Genomic DNA, 20,191 nt, shown 5'->3' on the forward strand with positions numbered 1-20,191 from the left:
TGCGTTAGGCTGTGAGCGTGATCGAAAGAAGTAATACGGTCAGTAGTCCCAGCCACGCAGCTTTTAGTATTAAGCTGACAGCATGGCGCAGATCTTTGGCTGTCGGCGCTCGACCTTCGCCGCCGAGCCAGGCTTTGTCGGTGGTGCCTTGCGCATACTGCGTGGGGCCGCCAAGCGAAATCCCGAGCGCGCCAGCGACGGCGCTTTCGGCGTGTGCGGAGTTGGGCGATGGATGTTTGAGCCGATCGCGCCAGCCGACGCGCCAAGCGCCGGCGGCGGAGTGTGCACTGAGCTGCGCCGCGAGGGCAATCACGGGAATCGCTAGGCGCGCAGGCAGGAAATTCAAGACGTCGTCCATGCGCGCGGACACGGTGCCAAGCTTTCGGTATTTCTCGTTACGATAGCCGACCATGGCGTCCAAGGTATTCGTTACGCGGTGCCAGGCCACAGCCAAAGTGCCCCAAAGAATGGGATCGCCCCCGAGCGACGTGGCCAGCAACGCTGCCCATAGATAACAGCACAGCGGCGCCAGGCAGGCATCGACGAAGTTCTCGGCCACGCTCTCGATCGCTGCGCGGGCCACCCCGGCTTCATCCAGCACGCTGACATCACGACCGACAATCATGCCGACGGCTTGCTGGGCGCGCCTCAGCTCCCCCGCCCTCAAAGCTTTTGCGATCGGTGCGGCGTGCGCACAAAGATCCTTGAGCCCTAAGCAGGCATAGATCCAGAGGCTCGCGAGCATGCTTTCGAGCCAAAGCGAAGCACTCACCAAGTGCAGCGAAATCCCGACGAAGCACAGCGGTAGCGCGCAGGCACAAAGGTAGAGTATCAGTCCGCCAAGTCGGTCGGCCCGGCCACGGCGCCTCAAGCAACGCTCCAAATAAGCGATCCAGTGCCCAATCAGGCGCACGGGATGCCAAGCCACGCGCGGATCACCGAGGCATTGATCCATGGCAAAGGCGAGTGCGAGAACGCATGCGGCCACCATCATGGCAGTCCTTTCATGACATGTCTGAGCGCAGCAACGAGGCGTTGATTTTCGGCTTCGAGCCCCACACAAACCCGGATGTGCCCTGCAGGCAGGCCGACAAAGTTACGACAACAACGCGGATGGATTCCCTGCTGTAGTAGCCCCTGCAGGAAGGCGTCGTAGTAATCAGGCTGTCGCAAACAGATCAATCGATAGTTCGTCTGCGATGGATAGACAAAGAGACCCGCAATCTGCGTAAGCTCAGCATCCAAGGCAGCACCCGCCACGCTCAGCCAGCGCTGCGTGTGTTGCACATATTCAGTGCAACGGGGCAACAGCGCTGCACAGGATTCGGCCACAGCGTTGACCGCCCAGGGCTCCCGCTTTACCGATAAGCGGGCGATGGTGTCCGCACTGGACACAAGCGCACCTAAGCGGACACCCGCGAGCGCGTAAAATTTAGTTAAGGAATGAAAGACGATGATGTTGTCGCGCAAACGCTCCGACGACAACAGACTGTAATGCCCCGCGTTCTGGATAAATTGTATAAATGCGTGATCCACCAGAAAGTCGACCTGCGGGAAGGCCGCTGCGAGGCGCAGTAAATCCTCAGCACTCGCCACGTTGCCGTCAGGATTATTGGGGCTGCCAATATAAATAGCGTCCAGCGACTCCAATGCTTGCCGCAAGGACACGCTGTTTATAAACGTATCCAAACTCTGCTTACAATCCCGCAGCAAGGGCACACAGTCCACATCGGCAGCAGTGACTGAGCGCATGTAATCATGAAACGAAGGCAGCACCACTCCCACGCGCCGATAGCCGCGGACCCGTTGCACAAAATACATCAATTCCAAGGAGCCATTGCCAGGAAGCACGCAGTCATTTGGCAGTTGAAAACTTTGCTGATAAAATGCCTTCACGCCCAAGCCCTCGACGGAGGGGTATGGGGCCAATTGATCGATCCAGTCCGGCCATGCCTGTCGTATCAGCTCCGGCACGCCGAAGGGATTCAGGTTCACACTCAGATCCAGCACTTCACGCTCGGGCAGACCATAACGCGCGAACAAGGCACGGGGCGCGCCGCCGTGTTGATGTGAGTCGGTCGACGATTTCATGCGAGCTCGAGTAGTGCGATCAACTGATCCATGTTGAGATTAGCTTCGATGTGCTTGCCGAGCCGATCGTATTGACGTTGTTTGTAGGCGTCAAAGTCCTCAGCGGCGCCCAGTTGATTACCAGTCTCCTCAGTAGCGAATGCAAGCTCAGGTCGCAAACTGGAGAGGTAAGCCTGCCGAAAGGCACCAGAGTCGAAGAGGCCGTGTAAATAACTGCCCCAGAGTTTGCCCTCGTCGAGGTAAATACCTTCAGAGCGCTGCGTGGCATCGGCCCCCGAAGTCAGCGCTTGTATTGCAGGATCTGCGACTGACGCGTCAGGCAGCTTGGTGCGCCCCATGTGGATTTCGTAGCCGAAGACAGGCTGCTGATTGCCCGCCCATATTCCGCGACTGCGCTGTAGTACTTTGTCCGCACTGAGCACGGTGGAAACGGGCAAAAGCCCAAGTCCTTCGCTCACGCCGACAGAGCCTTCCACGCCATCAGGATCTTCGATCGTTTGCCCCATCATTTGATAGCCGCCGCAGAGGCCACCAATACGGCCACCGCTAGCCTGATACTCACGGATGCGTGTTTCCCAACCGCTACGTCGCAGCCAATCGAGATCGGCACGCACGTTCTTCGATCCGGGCAGAATCAATTGATCATAGCCTTGCAGCGAGCGCGGCCGACTGAGGAAATGCAGCGTCACTCCCGGCGTGCACTGCAGCGCCGCGAGGTCGGTGTGGTTGGAAATTCGGGGAAACAGTAAGACCGCGATGTTGACCGTGCCTGCCGGCAAGGCCCCGCCCGGATCCACCACAGTTTCGATGGCCATGCCATCTTCAGAGTCGATGGCGATTTCGCGACCAAAGGGCAGCACGCCCAGCACGGGCAAGCCGGTGCGTTGCTCGATCCAGTCCACCCCATCTTCAAATAAAGAACGATCTCCGCGAAAGCGATTGATAATGATGCCCGCCACCCGCTGACGATCCTCGAAGGGGATCACCTCCAAGCTGCCGACCACTTGTGCAAAGACGCCTCCGCGGTCAATATCCGCGATCAGCACCACCGGCGCATCCACAGCGTGCGCGGGTCGGAAGTTGACGATATCGCGGCTACGCAAATTGACCTCCGCGCAGGACCCCGCCCCCTCCATCACCACCACATCGTGTGCATTGCGCAAGCGCTCCAAAGATTCCATGGCTTTCACAAAGAGCCCGTCCGTTTGCTTATAATAGTCCCTTGCGTGTCGCGAACCAATCACGCGCCCCTGTAAGACCACCTGCGACTGACTATCGCCCGAAGGCTTGAGCAGCACCGGGTTCATATCAACTTCAGGCTCCAAGTGACAGGCTTCAGCTTGCACCACTTGTGCGCGTCCCATCTCCAAACCATCCAAGGTCACGTAGGAGTTGTTCGACATATTTTGCGCCTTATAGGGCGCCACCTTATAGCCGCGCTGCTTCAAGGCGCGGCAGATGCCCGCAACAACAAAGCTCTTACCGACATCCGAGCCAGTGCCCAACAAAGAGAGACATTTCGCTTTTTTCATGATCCCAATACAATTGCAAATAACAGAGTCATTTCCGACAGCACACAGCCCGCGCCCAAGACATCGCCACTGACGCCACCAATCTTCCATTTGCCGAGAAAGCCCACCGCCAAGGTCATGGCGATGCCAGCTCCCCAGAGCGGCACAGCAGCGACGCCTGCGGGCAGGCTCAAAAGTAAACCGACACCAAAAGCCTGCCAAAGATGCCGCCGTGTCGCGCCCTTGACCACCGCCGCGCCGGTGCCCTGGGCGCGTGGATACTCAAAGCAGTGTGCCAGCAGCACGATCCCAAAGCGCGAAACAATAAAGGCCACGGGGATCAAGATAATCGTATCCACATCGACCATACGCTCGAGAGCGGTCCACTCGCCCAGCAGTACCAGCACCAGGGCAATCACACCGAAGGCGCCAATGCGGGAGTCTTTCATAATCTCCAGGCGACGCCTGCGCTCGTGCCCGCCCCAAAATCCATCGGCACAATCCGCCACACCATCCAGGTGCAGGCCACGCGTCAAAGCGATCGAGGCCGCTAAGCCAAGCACCGCCAAAAGACCGCCCCAGTCGGGCGCTACCGCATGTGCCAGCAAGCAAACACCACACACCAAATAGCCCAGCACCGCACCCGCCGCCGGATACCAGGGCAGCCCATCAATAAAATGCCGACTCTCCCGCCCTGGAATGGGCAGAATGCTCAGCAGGCGCAAAGCAGTGATCAGGCCGGGTAGCATCGTGCGTTGACCTCCGGGTTCGTGACTTTGGCCGCAGTGAAGCTAGCCATTTCCGTATACATTTTAATGGCGGCATCGATCAGATGCATCGCCAGCACCGAGCCGGTGCCTTCGCCCAAGCGCAGGTCCAACTGCAGGATGGGCTGCAAGCCCAAACCTTTTACAAAATAGGCGTGACCAGGATCGGCGGATTGATGCGCAAGAAACATGTAATCCGCCACCTCAGGGCAAAGACGACAGGCCACCAAGGCCGCCGCGGACGAAATAATGCCGTCCACCACAATCGGCATCTTATGCTCTGCGGCCCCAAGACAAAGCCCCGTCAAGGCAGCAATCTCCAAGCCGCCCACCGCGGCCAAAGCTGTCAAAGGATGATCCAATGCCGCGCGATTCACTTCCAAGGCTTGTTCGATCAAGGCGATCTTGGCCCGTAGGCCATCTGCATTCTTAAAGCCGGCACCGGGCCCGGTGGCCTCGGGCACCGAGCAAGGCAAGAGCGCCGCGAGTAAGGCGGACGACGGCGTGGTATTGCCGATGCCCATTTCCCCCGTGGCCACCATGGTGACGCCCTCCGCCGCGGCGACTTGCGCGCGCTCGATGCCAACACCCACAGCAGCTTCGCACTCGGCCATAGTCATGGCAGGCCCCTTGCCGATATTCTGAGTGCCCCAGGCAACCTTGCGGTCGAGTAAGCCCTCGGCGTCGCTCATATCCGCCGCGATGCCGACGTCGATGCACTCGACTTCGACCCCGACATGACGACTAAAGACATTGATCCCCGCGCCGCCCGCCAGCATGTTACGCACTATCTGCCCCGTTACCACCTGTTCAGAAAAAGTGAAGCCCGCTTCAACCATCCCATGGTCACCGGCGAATACACAAACTCGCTTCTTCCCCACGCTCGGCCAGCCTTGGCCCGAAGCCAGCACGTAACGCTTCGCGATGTTTTCCAATTGCCCCAGGCTACCCTGCGGCTTGGTCAAATTATCAATATGACTCTGAATGCTCGCCTCTTGCGAGCGATCCACAGGTCGAATCCTGGCAATCGTTTCCTCTAGTGTCATCTTATTGTGATCCTTTCAACTTTATCGGCAAACCACTCACAGTTAAATAAGCTTCATCAGCGATGGCAGCCACACGCTGGTTGAGCCGCCCCGCCACATCACGAAAGCGACGACTCATCGCATGCTCCGGCACGATGCCCATGCCGAGCTCATTACTCACCAGCACCACCTGACACGAGACCTCGCCCAAGGCTTGCAAAAAATCTACGATCACAGGGCAATCTTCATCAAAGTCTGACAAGTGATGCATCAGATTCCCCAACCAGACCGTTAAGCAGTCGACCATCACCACAGTCGTGCCAGCCGGCACTCCGCACAAGGCAGCCGCCAAATCAATCGGTGCCTCGATGGTATCAAAGGCATCGCCCCGCTGCGCACGATGCAGGCGCACCCGCTCGCGCATCTCCTCATCAAAGATCTCCGCGGTCGCGATATAGGCCCGCGGTCCGGGCACAGCGGTGCACAGCGATTCCGCATAGCGGCTCTTCCCACTGCGACAGCCCCCGGTCACAAAAACAACTTTCCCAGCTAACGACATGTGGTTGCCTCCGTTTGTATTCCTTCGATCGATGCCCAGGCTTGCTCGAAGCATTGCAAAGAGCGCTCCCAGCGCGCGCGGTTAAATAATTCCAAGGTCAAGACCCGCCAATCCAATCCCTGCGGCGAGGCATAGAGTTCTAAAATACCGGACAACAAATCCGTAGGCAAGCAATCCAGCGTATGATGGTCGCGCCCCTCACACACACCGTGCAAGTGCAAGACCCCGCAGCGCGGCAACCAGTTCGCCAAGTCCTGTAAGACGTCCTGCCCCGCCATCAGCGCATGCCCAACATCATAACAAATCGACACCCCGGCCGCATCCAAAGCAGCCCGTAAACTGTCATGCGGCAGATCCACATTCTCCACACAAATCCGAGTCGGATCCCCACAAGCCGCACCCAAAGCTTGCAGCGAACGCGTCAACGACGCCAAGGCAGCCGACGACATCTCAGCCGGCGTATCCGAATTAGCATGACACACATACGCCACCGGCGCTAAAGGTGCCAGCACCTCGATCACCTTCACGCAGGCACGCACCGCCTCCTCGCGAATGCGCTCATCCGTCGCAGCCAATTTCACATCTGCCGGCAAGTGCACACTAAAGCTCAGCTGACGATCGGTTCGAATCTTGAGCGCCAAATCAATCCAATCCGGCATCGCCGTCAGAGGCTCGAAAAAAAGCAAAGCAATATCATCCACCCGATCGGCCAAAAAACGTATATTGGGCAAATAATCCTCCGGCAGGATGAAGGAAGTAGTGCCTAGCCGGAATGGATACTCAGCATTCATGATTCGATACCACGCCGGGCCGGAGCCCCCACTTCCATATAATGTTTGACCGGGACGACCTCCGACACCAAATCCGCCCGTTTAATCAAAGCCTCCGGCGCATAACGTCCGGTAAAGACCAACTCCGCTTGCCCCTGATTACGCTCGACCAGCGCCAGCACATCGGCCTCGCTGATCAGTTTATATTTCAAAGCAATCATGATCTCGTCCGCGATGATCATCCGATAAGCCCCGGAGTCCATCACCTCGGCCAGCCTGTTGAGTCCATCTTGCGCCGCTTGGCGATCCGCCGGTTCAGGATCACGACGCAGAAAAAAACCACGTCCAAACTGCTCCACCGTCACTTCAGGAAAGCGCTCCTTCATGATGCGCAACTCACCACTAGGATTATTTTTAATGAACTGCCCAAAGAAAACCATCCAGCCCGCAGCCACGGCGCGTAGCACCAGTCCACTGGCAGCAGTCGTCTTGCCCTTACCGTTCCCCGTATAGATTTGCAGGTAGTGCTGCTTACTTGAAGTCGTTGTCATAAATGTATCAATCCCGCTGCGCTGCCAAAATCAGTAAAGCCGTTGAACACCCCCATGAAGTAGCATATTTAATTTCAATTCACAGCAAAATAAGTTCATATAATCATGATTTACGAGAATCATTCTTAATAATCAAGAATGAAAAAGCAAAACGCACTCTAGGTCTAAGCATTTTCTTCAACACAGGAGCCCAATTCTTGAAAGTGCTCGAAAGTATAAATATTACAAACGTATGAACAAGTGTATGCTCAGCCCCACAGATCCTAATGCACCTGTAGTGCACCACAGTAAGCAAGGCTGTGATGGCGTGAGTGACCACGCCCAAAGCAACACCGATCCGTAGATGATAAGCATGGAGTTATTACATTGAATTCGAGCCCCACTCGAAACCAATAAAAGGCGGCCCTAAAACATCCATAAAATCGATAGCCTTTTTTGTATTGAAAATAACTATACATCTATAAAACCTGAAAACTTGAAGTTTTTGTAAAACATTTATTATCAGCCTCAAGCAGAAGTAACAAATCTGTGTCATTTAGGATTTTTTAAAGACTTGGGTTTGCAAACCCAAACCGATGCCCTTAATTGCCGGCCTATGAAAAGAAGAGCATTTATACAAGCAGGCGCAGCACTTGGAATTGGAGCTGTATTCACTCAATCATCACAGGCACAAGCATTAAAAGTTCGAAAAACAAACCCACAAGTAATGGATACCCGGGGTGATGTAGCAGCAAATGCGGGCTTACCAATCAACTCTAAGAATCAGGGCACACATTATCGCCCGAAATACCGGATGGGGCTTGGAGGGCTTGCTGCTGGCAATGGCTTCAACACAATTTCGAACGATGAAGAAATTCTAAAAATGCTACATGCTGCCTGGGACTCAGGCGTGAGGCACTATGACACTTCCCCCTTCTATGGTTTAAGCCTGAGCGAACGACGCTTTGGCGATTTGCTGCGTAACAAAAAACGAGAAGACTATGTATTATCTTCTAAAGTTGGGCGTATTCTCACACCATCCGCAGAGCCATTACCTAAAAAATGGCACTGGGCCAAGCCATCACCATTCCACTATCACTACGATTATTCAGCCGCAGGCACACGCCGCTCAATTGAAGATAGCTTGCATCGCATCGGAGTCTCGTCACTCGACATCGTCTACATTCACGATCTATCACCGCAGAACAGTGATATGGGCGAAAACTGGACACAATACGTTGATGAAGCTCTCAAAGGCGCAATCCCAGAGCTCACAAAAATGCGAGATGAAGGCATCATCAAAGGCTGGGGCTTTGGCATCAATACACCTGATATTCTGTACAATTACTTGGATCAAATGGATCCCGACATTTGCCTACTAGCGCTCCAGTATTCGATTCTAGACCACCAGCAAGCCCTCGATAAAACCTTCCCTCTTCTCGATGAAAGAGACATTTCCGTGGTTGTCGGAGCCCCACTCAATGGCGGGTTCTTAGCGGGACGAAATCGCTTTAATTATTCCAGCTATATTCCTCAGGAAATGCAGGATAAATACACAAAAATCAGTGCCATCGCTCAACAGCATGGCATCGACATCAAAACAGCCGCACTACAATTTGCCGCAGCTCCTTCAACCGTATCAGCCATCATTCCAGGTGCTCGCACCTCGGAACAACTGGATGAGAATGTTGAATCAATGAAAATTAAGATTCCTGCAGAATTCTGGAGCAAGTTAAAATCTGAAAAGCTTATTATGAGTGACGCACCCACACCAAGCTGAGCCAATCGATTCTATCACTGAAGGGCACTGAATCTACGCGACTCCAATGCCCTTCGGTTGCGCAGCTCAACTCTCATCGGTGCCCGATGTGCTTTATCGAAAAAGATCGCACAACTTGCTCCAAAGGATGAGGCGTGAGGTCCTCACTTAACCTATTGGTTTCGATTATGATTAGTCATTAGGGCATTAAGTAAGAATCTATCTTGTCCTCTGAAGAACTGAGGGCAAAAAGAACCCCTTCATGTATTTATTTTGAGTATTACTACTCAAAATGAATGATTGCTACGGTTGGTCTCATACAAACTTTTGGTGGCCTACTATGCTAAACCACCGTATTCTAATCATTATCGCGTTCATTGCATCTAGCTGTCTCGGCTTTGGTGTTTCTGAAGTTTACGTCGATCAGGCTGCTGATTACAGCCCATCTGCCCCGTCATCGGGAAGCAGCGTCACTTGGCTGGCAGCAACAGATAAAGAAGTCTCAAGTTTAACCTATGGCAGCAACGCTTTCAGTTCGCTACAGGAAGCCATCGATGCAGTCGATCCTGGAGGAACCGTTTACATCGCAGCTGGGAATTACAAAGAAGGTGCCACCCTCGTGATCAGTAAGGATCTAAGCTTACAGGGAGACGGAGCCGAAACGACAATCCTATCCGGAAATTCTGATGGCGACTACGGGGTCGACAGCGGCGAATACAGAGTGCTCGATATTATCGGCAGCGACACGACAGTCTACCTCTACGACCTCGCAGTGAGCGACGGTCAAGGAAATGTGACCGGAGGCAGTTCGTCCTCAAACCACATGGGAGGCGGCATTAACAATGCAGGCATTCTAACACTGGAGCGCTGTATCATCTCTAATAATACAGTGACTGTCGGGGGCGGCATTTATAATAGCGGAACCTTAACTATAACTAACTGCACGCTCAGTCAGAATCGCGGTAGCGGCGGCGCACTTGCGATGGCATCAGGGAGTGCGACCATTACATCCAGCATACTCAGTGATAACTTCAGCTATAATAATGGTGGAGCCATCAGTATGGATGCAAATACCAGCGTAACACTTATAGGAAGTGTCCTCAATTCCAACACCGCCTATTCGGGGGCGGCCATTTATTCCTCCAACAATGCCAGCCTATCCTTAGAAGGCTGCACCCTGATAGACAACGAAGCCGAGAGCGATGGTGGAGCCATCAATACACTCACTAATGGCACGCTCTCGATCATCGACACTGAGATCGAGGGGAACACCAGCACCGCCGGCAATGGAGGTGGGATCGCTATCGGAAAATCGACCCACGTGTCATTGACCGGATCCTCAATTTCCAACAACTACGCCAGTGCCCAGGGAGGCGGCATCTTCAATGCAGGAATTCTAATTGTGGAAGACAGCTCGCTCGCCTCAAATTCTGGATACAGTGGAGGCGGTCTCTATAATGAAACGGACGGCACCTACGGAAATTCCGAGGATGGACAAGCTCAGCTAACACGCTGCCAGATCACACAAAATACATCCCGAGCTCAAAACGGAGGTGGTATTTACAACGCATCCGGCGGGTCTACCGACCTAACAGCAATCCGTGACGAAAACAACGTATTACTCCCCGATGATGGGGCAGTGCTCAACTTGATCGACACCCGTATCGAGCAGAACTCATCGGGAAATCATGGCGGTGGTCTCTATAACCAAGGCACTGCAACGATCGAAAACTGTATTTTCAATGCGAACACCTCGAAATCAGACGGCGCTGCGATCTACAACTACTCCGCCGAATATACCCACTATACCACCGCGATTGGCGATATCCTCGTTAGCCCCGGAGAGGTAGTCATGACGAATACGACTCTCTCGGGCAATCAGGCCACTAATAATTATAATAATCACACTAGAGGTGGCGGGCTCTATAATGAACGGAGTGAAGCCGCAATCTACAACTGCACGATCACCAATAATACGGCCACTTTTGGAGGTGGGATCTACAACGCAAAAACGCTACTACTGGCCAATTCGCTCCTACTGGGTAACTCTGTCACGGGCAGCGCAGGTGGCGTGAACTTATGGGAAGACTCTGCCATCACCAGCGCGGGGGGCAATATTGTCAATACGCCAACCGGCTATTCCGTAGCCGACATCATCGCATCACTAGCAGAGAACGGTGGCGCGACTCAAACGCACGCAATCATTCCGGGTGGTCCGGCTCATAATGCAGGCGATAAAAAAGCGATTCCTTCGGGACTCACGACCGATCAACGTGGTGCGAATCGAATCGGCGACGGCGCTGTAGATGTCGGGGCGTATGAATATTATGATACGCAGCCTCAGCTCATTTCCAGTGTCCCAAGTATAAATTCCTACGAACTGGATTCCGGTAGCACGATTACGCTGACTGCGAATATGAGTTTGTTAGCAGGTTCGGGCGACATCATCGTCCGCAGCGTTGAATCCGGCGACGCGATCCCCTCTTCGTTCACAGTGTCTGGCACCTCTGTAATTATTACGCTCGGTTCGATCGATGAAATTTCTGGAATGAGCCAGGTCTATCTCGAAATACAGGGTAATGCGCTCTACTCAAATGACGGCAATTCTGTGCCCGTTGCCGTAAGCGGCGCATTCACTTACTTCACCAAGCCTGACAAAGTCTATATTGATCAGCTTGCCGATTTCGATCCGAGTTACCCCAGTATAGGAGAGAGTGTAACCTGGACTTCCAAAGACGGCAGTTCCGTTAGCGGCTTAATCTATGGCTTCAATGCCTTTCCATACATGGGGGATGCATTGCATCAGGTGAAAACCGGTGGAAAAATCTATCTCGCCAGCGGCGAATTTGCCACCGGAGCGACATTAGAACTCACTCGATCCGTCAGTATCATTGGCGAGGGCGCGGACGAAACGATACTCACCGGAGAAAACAGCTACCGCATATTTCGGGTATCAGGCAGCACAACCACGATAAAAATGGAAAGCCTCAGCCTACAGAACGGCTCCCCGGGAATCTCTGAAAACCATTATGGTGGGGCCATTCTAAACGAAGGCGGAACGCTCATACTCAAATATCTGAGCTTTGAGAACAACCTAGCTGGCTATGGTGGCGCCATCATGAACACCGCTGGAGTTGTCCAAATCTACAGCTCCGCCTTTTCTCAGAACGAAGCAATCTACGGGGGCGGAGGCATTGCCAACATCAGCTTAAGCGAGTATGCCGAACTGAACCTAGTCAATAGCGCCTTCTCTAACAATATCAGCAACGTATCAGAATATTCCTTAGTCAGTGGAGGCGCTGCCATCTTAAATTTTGAGATATCTCCATCCATGCCGGCAACAATGCAGATCTTCAACTGCACTATTTCAGGTAATCACAGTGTGAAAGGAAATTCCGGCGGTGTATTATCCGAATCGAGCGATGCGATCAGTATCCGAAACAGCATCATTGTCGGAAACAGTAGTGCCGTCAGCAGTGATGACAATGTTGCCCTATTCCCTGAAGTAAGCGACGAGAACAATCTCTTCGAAATCCCCAGTGGCTATGCCCTCTCAGACCTCATCAGTTCATTCGGTGACCACGGCGGAAGCGTTCACAGCTTCGCACTCGTTGCCGGCAGTCCAGCCATCGATGCCGGCATAAATACAGCCTTACCTACAGATAGTGGCGACCTCGACGAGGATGGCGACCTGAGCGAAAGATTACCTATCGACCAATTGGGAATGAGACGCATCAGCAATGGCACAGTCGACCTAGGTGCCTATGAACTGCAACTCACCCCTCCGGTCATCACACTGCTGGGAGACTCCAGTATACAAATCGAAGCTGGCATCGAAACCTTCACCGATCCAGGAGCAAGTGCCCACGATGCTGAAGATGGAGATATCTCCAATAATATTGTCGTGGGTGGAGACAGCGTCGATGCCAACACCCCAGGCGAATACGCGATCACCTACAACGTGATAGACAGTTACGGCTTGGCTGCAGCTGAAGTCATTCGCACGGTGACAGTGGTGGATACCACGGCCCCAGTAATTACATTGAATGGCGCAAGCACCATAATTCATCAAATCAACGGCAGCGCTTACACTGAATTAGGGGCGCAAGTATCCGACGCGGGAGATCCTAATGTGACATTAGTCATCGGGGGAAATGCCGTAAATATCAATGCCGCCGGGAGCTATGTCATCACCTATAACGCAGCTGATGCCTCTGGGAATGTCTCCGCAGAAGTGATACGCACCGTTTACGTAATTAATCCAGACGAGTTCGAAATAAGCGTAGAGCAAATGGTGATCATGGAGGATGGCAGTGTGCAGTTAGCAATCGAGGCCATCCCCGGAGCTCAATACGCCATAGAGTACAGTGAGGACTTGGTCAAATGGACACGCATTCCAGATACAATAACCGCCACTGCCCCCCATCTACAGTGGATCGATCGCGGTTTGCCAGAGACCCCCAGCCATCCATCCACAGTAACCAAGCGATTCTACCGCTTCGTATTAATCAGCGAGTAGGCAAATCTTCAACTCTCCTGTAATCGTTAGTCACGAAAGAGATGGCTCGACGCAATCAGCCTTTAAAATCACCTAGATAAAATAACAATGAAAGTCACAAAGTCCCAATCGCGCGCTCTTAAAAAAACAGCCTTAATTATCGCATTCCTAGGGAGCTCAATAAATGCCAGTAATGCTTCGATGTACTTAGCCATCTCTTATGACGGACTAAATACAATTATCCAAGCGAGTGGCTCATGGGATAGCTTTGAACTCAACACTACTGTCGAAGGTTATGAGAACGGGTTTATGAACCCCCAGCTAATAGAGCATTTTGGCGGTGAATTCGACTGGTCTTCCGGCGGCTTGACTTTAAGCGATGGCAACGCTCTGCCCCAATTCGGATTTACTTTCGATACCAATGGCGATGCCTTTGGGTTCAATCAATACAATGTGGCAGCCCCCGTAGGCTATACCGCCGGCGACAACATCAACGCGACCATCATTGTCGAGGGCGATGTTTTTGGGATTACATCAAACCCAAATCAAGGCGGAACTTATTCGAACGAGAGTAACTCGCTCACTTGGGCAACAGTTCCAGAGCCAAGTAGTTTCGCCATGATCACAGGCCTGGCATCCATTGCTGCGATCGTCCGTCGCCGCAGACATCGCGGATAAAGTGCCCTCTTAAACGTATTCATAATGTTGCGACAAAAATGACTTGAAATTTCCGTGAGATGTATACTCTGAAATTATCGTTAATAATTTTGATAATATGAATAATAAAAATTCCTTAATTGCATTAGCGCTCGGGCTTGCCACCTTTACTACTTCAGCTGATGCTATAGTTAATATTCAGATTCAAGAAATTGGGTCAGATGTCGTAATCACTGGTAGCGGAACAATTAATACAACTGAATTGTCCGCAGCAGCGAGCAATGACATTAAAGGATTGAATCTTGCATTTGGTTTTTTTACCATTGGTGCGTCTGATAATTCATATTTAGTGACTGTTACTGGGCCCGGTGGAGGTGTTTTAGGCACTGATGGATACACACCGGCAACATCGGTTTCGGGAGACGCGATGGGGTTCGGAAGTGGTGGATCTTCAATTGTTGTACCTGTTGGCTATGTTTCGGGTGATCCTTTAAGCGGGTCTGGCATCTGGGCCGGAGAATCGCTGGAAAGTCTTGAGCTGAATGTTGGAAGCTATTCTTGGACTTGGGGCAGCGGAGCAAATGCTGATTCGATGCATGTGACGATTGTTCCTGAACCCTCGTCCGCAGCCTTACTAGTGGGATGCGCTGCCCTCGGGTTCGCGAGTCGGCGTAGAAAGCGTCAATCGTAACTTCTATTTGGCCAAAATTTTAAATTAAGAAGGTTGGATGCGCTGCAAGGTGTATCCAACCTTTTTTTATAACAAGTTGAGCGACCGACACGAACTCTGTCGTTAGCTGTAAGGATTTAGATTTTTTTTGTCAGCAGTATTCTGCAGAGACTTGAGCAAATTCATCCGGGACAATCCCGCCATCCGCAAACTCAGGCCTTGACTATAAACTCAATGCTACAAACAACATTCGAACATTCGAATATTGTTTCATTCGTAGATTATTAATACCTGCATGACATCACCCCACTGAGACAGCGCAAAGCCAGACTTCCCTGACAACTTACAGCAAGCATATGGACCCTTACACCAATCCAGACTCTCAAACAGATCGCACCCAGCAGGCAATGATCACTCGCTTAGAAGAGCGCGGTCAGCATGCTTTCTTTCAAAAGATGATCGACGATTATATTGACTCGATCCCAAGCGATCAGCCTCTGCGCGCATTAGACCTCGGCTGCGGCACGGGTGTAGTGGCAAGGCGCTTAGCGAACGCGCTTCACTCGGACTCCGAGATCCATGGGGCCGACATCAGCGATGTTCTACTGGCCAAGGGGCGGCGACAGGATCTTGCGCAAGGCATTCACTGGGACCACATCCAGCCAGGCGCGTTGCCTTACGAAGAGCGCTCTTTCGATGTCATTGTCATGCACACTTTGCTGAGTCATGTGCCGAATCCACTGTCGTTGCTACAAGAAACCGCGCGCGTGCTGGCGCCGACGGGTCAATTGATCGTCTTTGATGCCGACCACGCAGGAACCACCTACGGCCAAGAAAGCTACGAGGCTATGCGTCGCGTGGATCACCTGCTGACTTCGGCAGTCGCCACACATCCGGACCTCTGCCGGCAGATGCCACGTTATTTAAAAGCAGCCGGACTCAGTTTAAATAGCCATCGTTCCGTCATCCTATCGGAGTGCGGACGTGGCGACTACTGGTTGTCGAGCGTGCGAGGATTTGCCGGTATTCTCCCGGCGCTCAATGTCCTCTCCGAAGAAGAGGGCCAGCAATGGGTCGATGCCATGCATGCGTCCCACGACAACGACACCTTCTTCGCCTCTGGAGCCTTCTTCACCTTTTACGCATCCCACTCATAAGCGCCTATTTGCGTTCTTCTGTTAAGCAACAAAACTCACCATGCCGAATTCAAATGATTCCCGCGCCACCTCCGAACTGTTGAAAGCATTCTCGCACCCGACCCGTTTGGCCATTCTACAAGAATTGGTTTCTGGGCCCAAGTGCGTAACCGACATGGAAGATTTGCTACCCGCGCGTCAGGCTAACATTTCTCAACATCTCTCCGTCCTGCGGCATGCCGAGCTCGTCGATTACGCTCAAGAAGGCACACAACGTTGCTACTACTTAAGCCGCCAAGACTTAGTCCTCGACATGCTCGCCCTCCTCCAGCGTAACGACCCCGTACTGACACGAAGTCCCGCAGAGATTCGCGCAGAGAAAGAACGCCTCGCTATTACTTAAACAAAGCCAACACGAGAACCACGATTGTAGGCTCCAATGGAGACGTTCCGTTATTTTTACAAAAGACTCGTCAACGGCCGAGTCAATCACACCACTCAACAACTCTGGCATTGGACGGGCCCGTTGGCCGTCCTTTTTAAGCGTCCATAAGCGGTTAAAACAAACACGTCAGATCAGTCGCTCATGCTCGGCTGCCGGCAGAGCCGGGAACCGCTTAAGCACGCTTACAAAAGACTCGCCAACGGCCGAGTCAATCACACCCACTCAACAACTCTGGCATCGGACGGGCCCGTTGGCCGTCCTTTTTAAGCATCCATAAGCGGTTAAAAAAATGCCTCAGATCAGTGGCTCATGCTCAGTTGCCGGCAAAGCCGGGAACCGCTTAAGCACGCTTACAAAAGACTCGCCAACGGCCGAGTCAATCAACACCACTAAACAACTCTGCATCGGACGGGCCTGTTGGCCGTCCTTTTTTAGCGTCCATAAGCGGTTAAAAGAAACGTCAGATCAGTAGCTCATGCTCGGATAGCCGGCAGAGCCGGGAACCGCTTAAGCACGCTTACAAAAGACTCGCCAACGGCCGAGTCAATCACACCCACTCAACAACTCTGGCATCGGACGGGCCCGTTGGCCGTCCTTTTTAAGCATCCATAAGCGGTTGAAAAGATACGTCAGATCAGTGCTCATGCTCGGATAGCCGGCAAAGCCGGGAACCGCTTAAGCACGCTTACGGAAGACTCGCCAACGGCCGAGTCAATCAACCCCACTCAACAACTCTGTCTTGGACGGGCCTGTTGGCCGTCCTTTTTTAGCGTCCATAAGCGGTTGAAAAAGATACGTCAGATCAGTGCTCATGCTCGGAAAGCCGGCAGAGCCGGGAACCGCTTAATCACGCTTACGGAAGACTCGCCAACGGCCGAGTCGATCACATCCACTTAACACCCCTGTATTGGACGGGCGCATTGGGCGCCCGCCTTAAGCCTCCAGGCACGGTTAAAAATCATCCGACAACAGGAGGGGCTGACATTTTTTGGCGTTGTGAAATAACGTGAATTATGTGAACTTTTCCGCATGACGGAATTAAACACACAATACTTAGGTCATGAAGGTTATTCCCTTATGGGCGCAACCTTCGAAGTTTACAGAGAATTGGGCGGTGGCCTTAGTGAAGAGATCTATCAAGAAAGTCTCGAACGAGAACTTAGCCTGAGAAATATCCCGTTCGAACCCAAAACAGAATTAGCAGTGTTCTACAAAGGACACAAATTGAAGAAAACCTATATCCCAGATCTCCTAGTTTACGGAGAGATTGTGACAGAGCTCAAAGCAACAAAAGCACTCACTCCCGAACACGAGCAACAGCTCCTCAATTACATGCACATCACGCGTAAAGCAGTGGGCTATTTAATCAATTTTCGTCCGAAAGAATCCGTAGAATGGAAACGCTTCGTTCTAAAAGACTATATTCCGAAGTAACAGCCAATCGTCTAAACGGATAGACAACGGCCGAGTCGATCACACTCACTCAACAACTCTGCATCGGACGGGCCCGTTGGCCGTCCCTTTTAAGCGTTCATAAGCGGTTTAAAAAGACACGTCAGATCAGTGCTCATGCTCGGAAAGCCGGCGGAGCCGGGAACCGCTTAAGCACGCTTACAGAAGACTCGCCAACGGCCGAGTCGATCACACTCACTCCACAACTCTGCATCGGACGGGCCTGTTGGCCGTCCTTTTTAAGCGTCCATAAGCGGTTGAAAAAGAAACGTCAGATCAGTAGCTCATGCTCGGATAGCCGGCAGAGCCGGGAACCGCTTAAGCACGCTTACAAAAGACTCGCCAACGGCCGAGTCAATCACACCCACTCAACAACTCTGGCATTGGACGGGCCCGTTGGCCGTCCTTTTTAAGCATCCATAAGCGGTTGAAAAGATACGTCAGATCAGTGCTCATGCTCGGATAGCCGGCAAAGCCGGGAACCGCTTAAGCACGCTTACGGAAGACTCGCCAACGGCCGAGTCAATCAACCCCACTCAACAACTCTGTCTTGGACGGGCCTGTTGGCCGTCCTTTTTTAGCGTCCATAAGCGGTTGAAAAAGATACGTCAGATCAGTGCTCATGCTCGGATAGCCGGCAAAGCCGGGAACCGCTTAAGCACGCTTACAGAAGACTCGCCAACGGCCGAGTCAATCAACACTCACTCAACAACTCTGCATCGGACGGGCCCGTTGGCCGTCCTTTTTAAGCGTCCATAAGCGGTTTAAAAAATGCCTCAGATCAGTTGGCTCATGCTCAGCTGCCGGCAAAGCCGGGAACCGCTTAAGCACGCTTACAGAAGACTCGCCAACGGCCGAGTCAATCACACCCACTCAACAACCCTGCATCGGACGGGCTCGTTGGTCGTCATTTTTTAAGCGTCCATAAGCGGTTTAAAAAATGCCTCAGCTCAGTCGCTCTCTAGTGCGGTGACCCATGCGTCGACAGCGGCGGGGTTGGAGGCGAAATGGGGATGAAAATAGGAGGCGTGGGTATTGCCTTGCTGTATGCCGACTTGCTCTTGTCGGCGCCCGTGGGCGTCGCTAACCTCGAAGAGTGCGGTCTGCCCAGGATCGGGCACAACTTCGGACCAGTGGAATTCATGTCCCCGTAAGTTGGTGCCGGCGGAGCCGAAGATGCCAGCCTGTAAGCTGCGGGCTTTTGTATAACCGAGCCGTTGACGCTTGTCGCGCATCACACAATCCGCTGCCAGCACACCCGCCATCGGCAAGCGATTACCGTCCGGCAGTTCCAAACTGCGACACAAATACATATAGCCGCCGCATTCCGCGAAGATGGGCCGTCCACTCTCAGCGAAGGCGCGCAAGGCGGCATGCATCGCGATATTAGAACTCAGTTCGGCGCTAAATTGCTCCGGAAATCCACCGCCGATATAGAGCCCGTCCAAATCTTCAGGCAGCGCGGCATCGTTGAGCGGGGAAAACTCCACTAGCTCCACCCCACGTGCACGCAGGGCATCGAGGTTGTCTTCGTAATAAAAATAAAATGCCGCATCCCGCGCGAGGCCCATGCGCAGCTTTACTGGCACAGTGGACCGGGCGACTTCAGCTTGTTTTTTCGTATTGAGGTTTCGACTACATTCCAGCAGTTGATCGATATCGACAGCCGACTCCACTGCCGTCGCGAGCGTCTCAATGCGATCTGCGACACCTGCGTCTTCGGTATCCGCGACAAGTCCGAGATGACGCTCCGGCATATGAAAGGCCTCATCCCGCGGCAAGCACCCCAGCAAGGGTGGCAAGCCCGCCGCGGCCAGCGCTTCACGCAAGATCCGCGCGTGCCCCTCGCTACCGACGCGATTCGCGATGATACCGCACACGCGTAAGTCTTTTTCAAAATGCACATAGCCCGCCACCAAAGCAGCGATCGAGCGCGCCATCGCCCGCGCATCCACCACCAAGACAACCGGCATATCTGTCAACAAGGCAATCTCAGCCGTGCTGCCCTTAAGCTCGGTGGAACTGGCGCCATCGAAGAGCCCCATCACACCCTCGCAGACAGCGACATCAGCTCCTGCGCAAGCGTTTTGAAAAGTTGCAGGAATACTCGCAGGAGGCATCATCCAGGAATCCAGATTACGCGAAATTCGACCGGCGGCATGACGGTGGTGCCCGGCATCAATATAGTCGGGACCGCATTTAAAAGGCTGCACCGTCAGCCCCCGTTGGCGCAGCGCCGCCATCAGGCCCAACGTCAGCGTCGTCTTGCCCGATCCGGACTGGGTGCCTGCGATACAAAAACTATGCCGGGGCTGCCCCAT

At 53.1% G+C, this 20,191-nt stretch carries 16 protein-coding genes; 7 read left to right on the plus strand and 9 right to left on the minus strand.

Annotated elements, in window-relative coordinates:
• Positions 1 to 4 precede the first annotated feature (4 nt).
• Genes cbiB through SH580_RS14355 form a run of 8 tightly spaced genes read right to left on the minus strand, consistent with a single transcriptional unit; the run spans position 5 to position 7,274 of the window.
• The gene (gene cbiB / locus SH580_RS14320) at positions 5 to 994 is read right to left on the minus strand and encodes an adenosylcobinamide-phosphate synthase CbiB (RefSeq protein ID WP_319831523.1); all 990 of its coding nucleotides are present in this window, start codon (positions 992 to 994) and stop codon (positions 5 to 7) included.
• Positions 991 to 2,091 (minus strand): threonine-phosphate decarboxylase, encoded by a 1,101-nt coding sequence (locus SH580_RS14325; protein ID WP_319831524.1) that lies wholly within the window; start codon positions 2,089 to 2,091, stop codon positions 991 to 993. The genes cbiB and SH580_RS14325 overlap by 4 nt, the downstream gene beginning before the upstream one ends.
• Positions 2,088 to 3,623 (minus strand): cobyric acid synthase, encoded by a 1,536-nt coding sequence (locus SH580_RS14330; protein ID WP_319831525.1) that lies wholly within the window; start codon positions 3,621 to 3,623, stop codon positions 2,088 to 2,090. The genes SH580_RS14325 and SH580_RS14330 overlap by 4 nt, the downstream gene beginning before the upstream one ends.
• A complete protein-coding gene (cobS, locus tag SH580_RS14335; protein ID WP_319831526.1) occupies positions 3,620 to 4,351 on the minus strand; it encodes an adenosylcobinamide-GDP ribazoletransferase in 732 nt (243 codons plus the stop codon). The genes SH580_RS14330 and cobS overlap by 4 nt, the downstream gene beginning before the upstream one ends.
• On the minus strand, positions 4,336 to 5,415 hold the full coding sequence (cobT, locus tag SH580_RS14340; protein WP_319831527.1) for a nicotinate-nucleotide--dimethylbenzimidazole phosphoribosyltransferase: 1,080 nt from the start codon (positions 5,413 to 5,415) through the stop codon (positions 4,336 to 4,338). The genes cobS and cobT overlap by 16 nt, the downstream gene beginning before the upstream one ends.
• A 1-nt stretch (position 5,416) precedes the next feature.
• Positions 5,417 to 5,953: a bifunctional adenosylcobinamide kinase/adenosylcobinamide-phosphate guanylyltransferase gene (gene cobU, locus SH580_RS14345; protein ID WP_319831528.1), complete on the minus strand. Its 537-nt coding sequence runs from the start codon at positions 5,951 to 5,953 to the stop codon at positions 5,417 to 5,419.
• The gene (gene cbiR / locus SH580_RS14350; RefSeq protein WP_319831529.1) at positions 5,944 to 6,744 is read right to left on the minus strand and encodes a cobamide remodeling phosphodiesterase CbiR; all 801 of its coding nucleotides are present in this window, start codon (positions 6,742 to 6,744) and stop codon (positions 5,944 to 5,946) included. Before cbiR ends, cobU begins: the two co-directional genes overlap by 10 nt.
• Entirely contained in the window at positions 6,741 to 7,274 is a 534-nt protein-coding gene (locus SH580_RS14355) for a cob(I)yrinic acid a,c-diamide adenosyltransferase (RefSeq protein WP_319831530.1), read from the minus strand. The genes cbiR and SH580_RS14355 overlap by 4 nt, the downstream gene beginning before the upstream one ends.
• A 595-nt stretch (positions 7,275 to 7,869) precedes the next feature.
• Between SH580_RS14355 and SH580_RS14360 the strand changes: the two genes are divergently transcribed.
• From SH580_RS14360 to SH580_RS14390, 7 genes are all read left to right on the plus strand, one after another.
• On the plus strand, positions 7,870 to 9,033 hold the full coding sequence (locus tag SH580_RS14360; protein ID WP_319831531.1) for an aldo/keto reductase: 1,164 nt from the start codon (positions 7,870 to 7,872) through the stop codon (positions 9,031 to 9,033).
• 271 nt (positions 9,034 to 9,304) lie between these two features.
• A complete protein-coding gene (locus tag SH580_RS14365) occupies positions 9,305 to 13,531 on the plus strand; it encodes an immunoglobulin-like domain-containing protein (protein WP_319831532.1) in 4,227 nt (1,408 codons plus the stop codon).
• 87 nt (positions 13,532 to 13,618) lie between these two features.
• Positions 13,619 to 14,188 (plus strand): PEP-CTERM sorting domain-containing protein, encoded by a 570-nt coding sequence (locus SH580_RS14370; RefSeq protein WP_319831533.1) that lies wholly within the window; start codon positions 13,619 to 13,621, stop codon positions 14,186 to 14,188.
• Positions 14,189 to 14,285: 97 nt separating this feature from the next.
• Positions 14,286 to 14,858 (plus strand): PEP-CTERM sorting domain-containing protein, encoded by a 573-nt coding sequence (locus SH580_RS14375; protein WP_319831534.1) that lies wholly within the window; start codon positions 14,286 to 14,288, stop codon positions 14,856 to 14,858.
• A 335-nt stretch (positions 14,859 to 15,193) separates the two neighbouring features.
• Positions 15,194 to 15,994 (plus strand): methyltransferase domain-containing protein, encoded by an 801-nt coding sequence (locus tag SH580_RS14380; RefSeq protein ID WP_319831535.1) that lies wholly within the window; start codon positions 15,194 to 15,196, stop codon positions 15,992 to 15,994.
• Between the two features lie 40 nt (positions 15,995 to 16,034).
• Positions 16,035 to 16,376, plus strand: coding sequence for an ArsR/SmtB family transcription factor (locus tag SH580_RS14385; RefSeq protein WP_319831536.1), 342 nt, complete (start codon positions 16,035 to 16,037; stop codon positions 16,374 to 16,376).
• Between the two features lie 1,119 nt (positions 16,377 to 17,495).
• Positions 17,496 to 17,852, plus strand: a complete 357-nt coding sequence (locus SH580_RS14390; protein WP_319831537.1) for a GxxExxY protein — start codon at positions 17,496 to 17,498, stop codon at positions 17,850 to 17,852.
• Positions 17,853 to 18,820: 968 nt separating this feature from the next.
• On the opposite strand, the gene SH580_RS14395 is transcribed toward SH580_RS14390, so the two are convergent.
• Entirely contained in the window at positions 18,821 to 20,191 is a 1,371-nt protein-coding gene (locus SH580_RS14395; protein ID WP_319831538.1) for a cobyrinic acid a,c-diamide synthase CobB, read from the minus strand.

This window comes from Coraliomargarita algicola, from assembly GCF_033878955.1.
Classification (GTDB): Bacteria; Verrucomicrobiota; Verrucomicrobiia; order Opitutales; family Coraliomargaritaceae; genus Thalassobacterium; species Thalassobacterium algicola.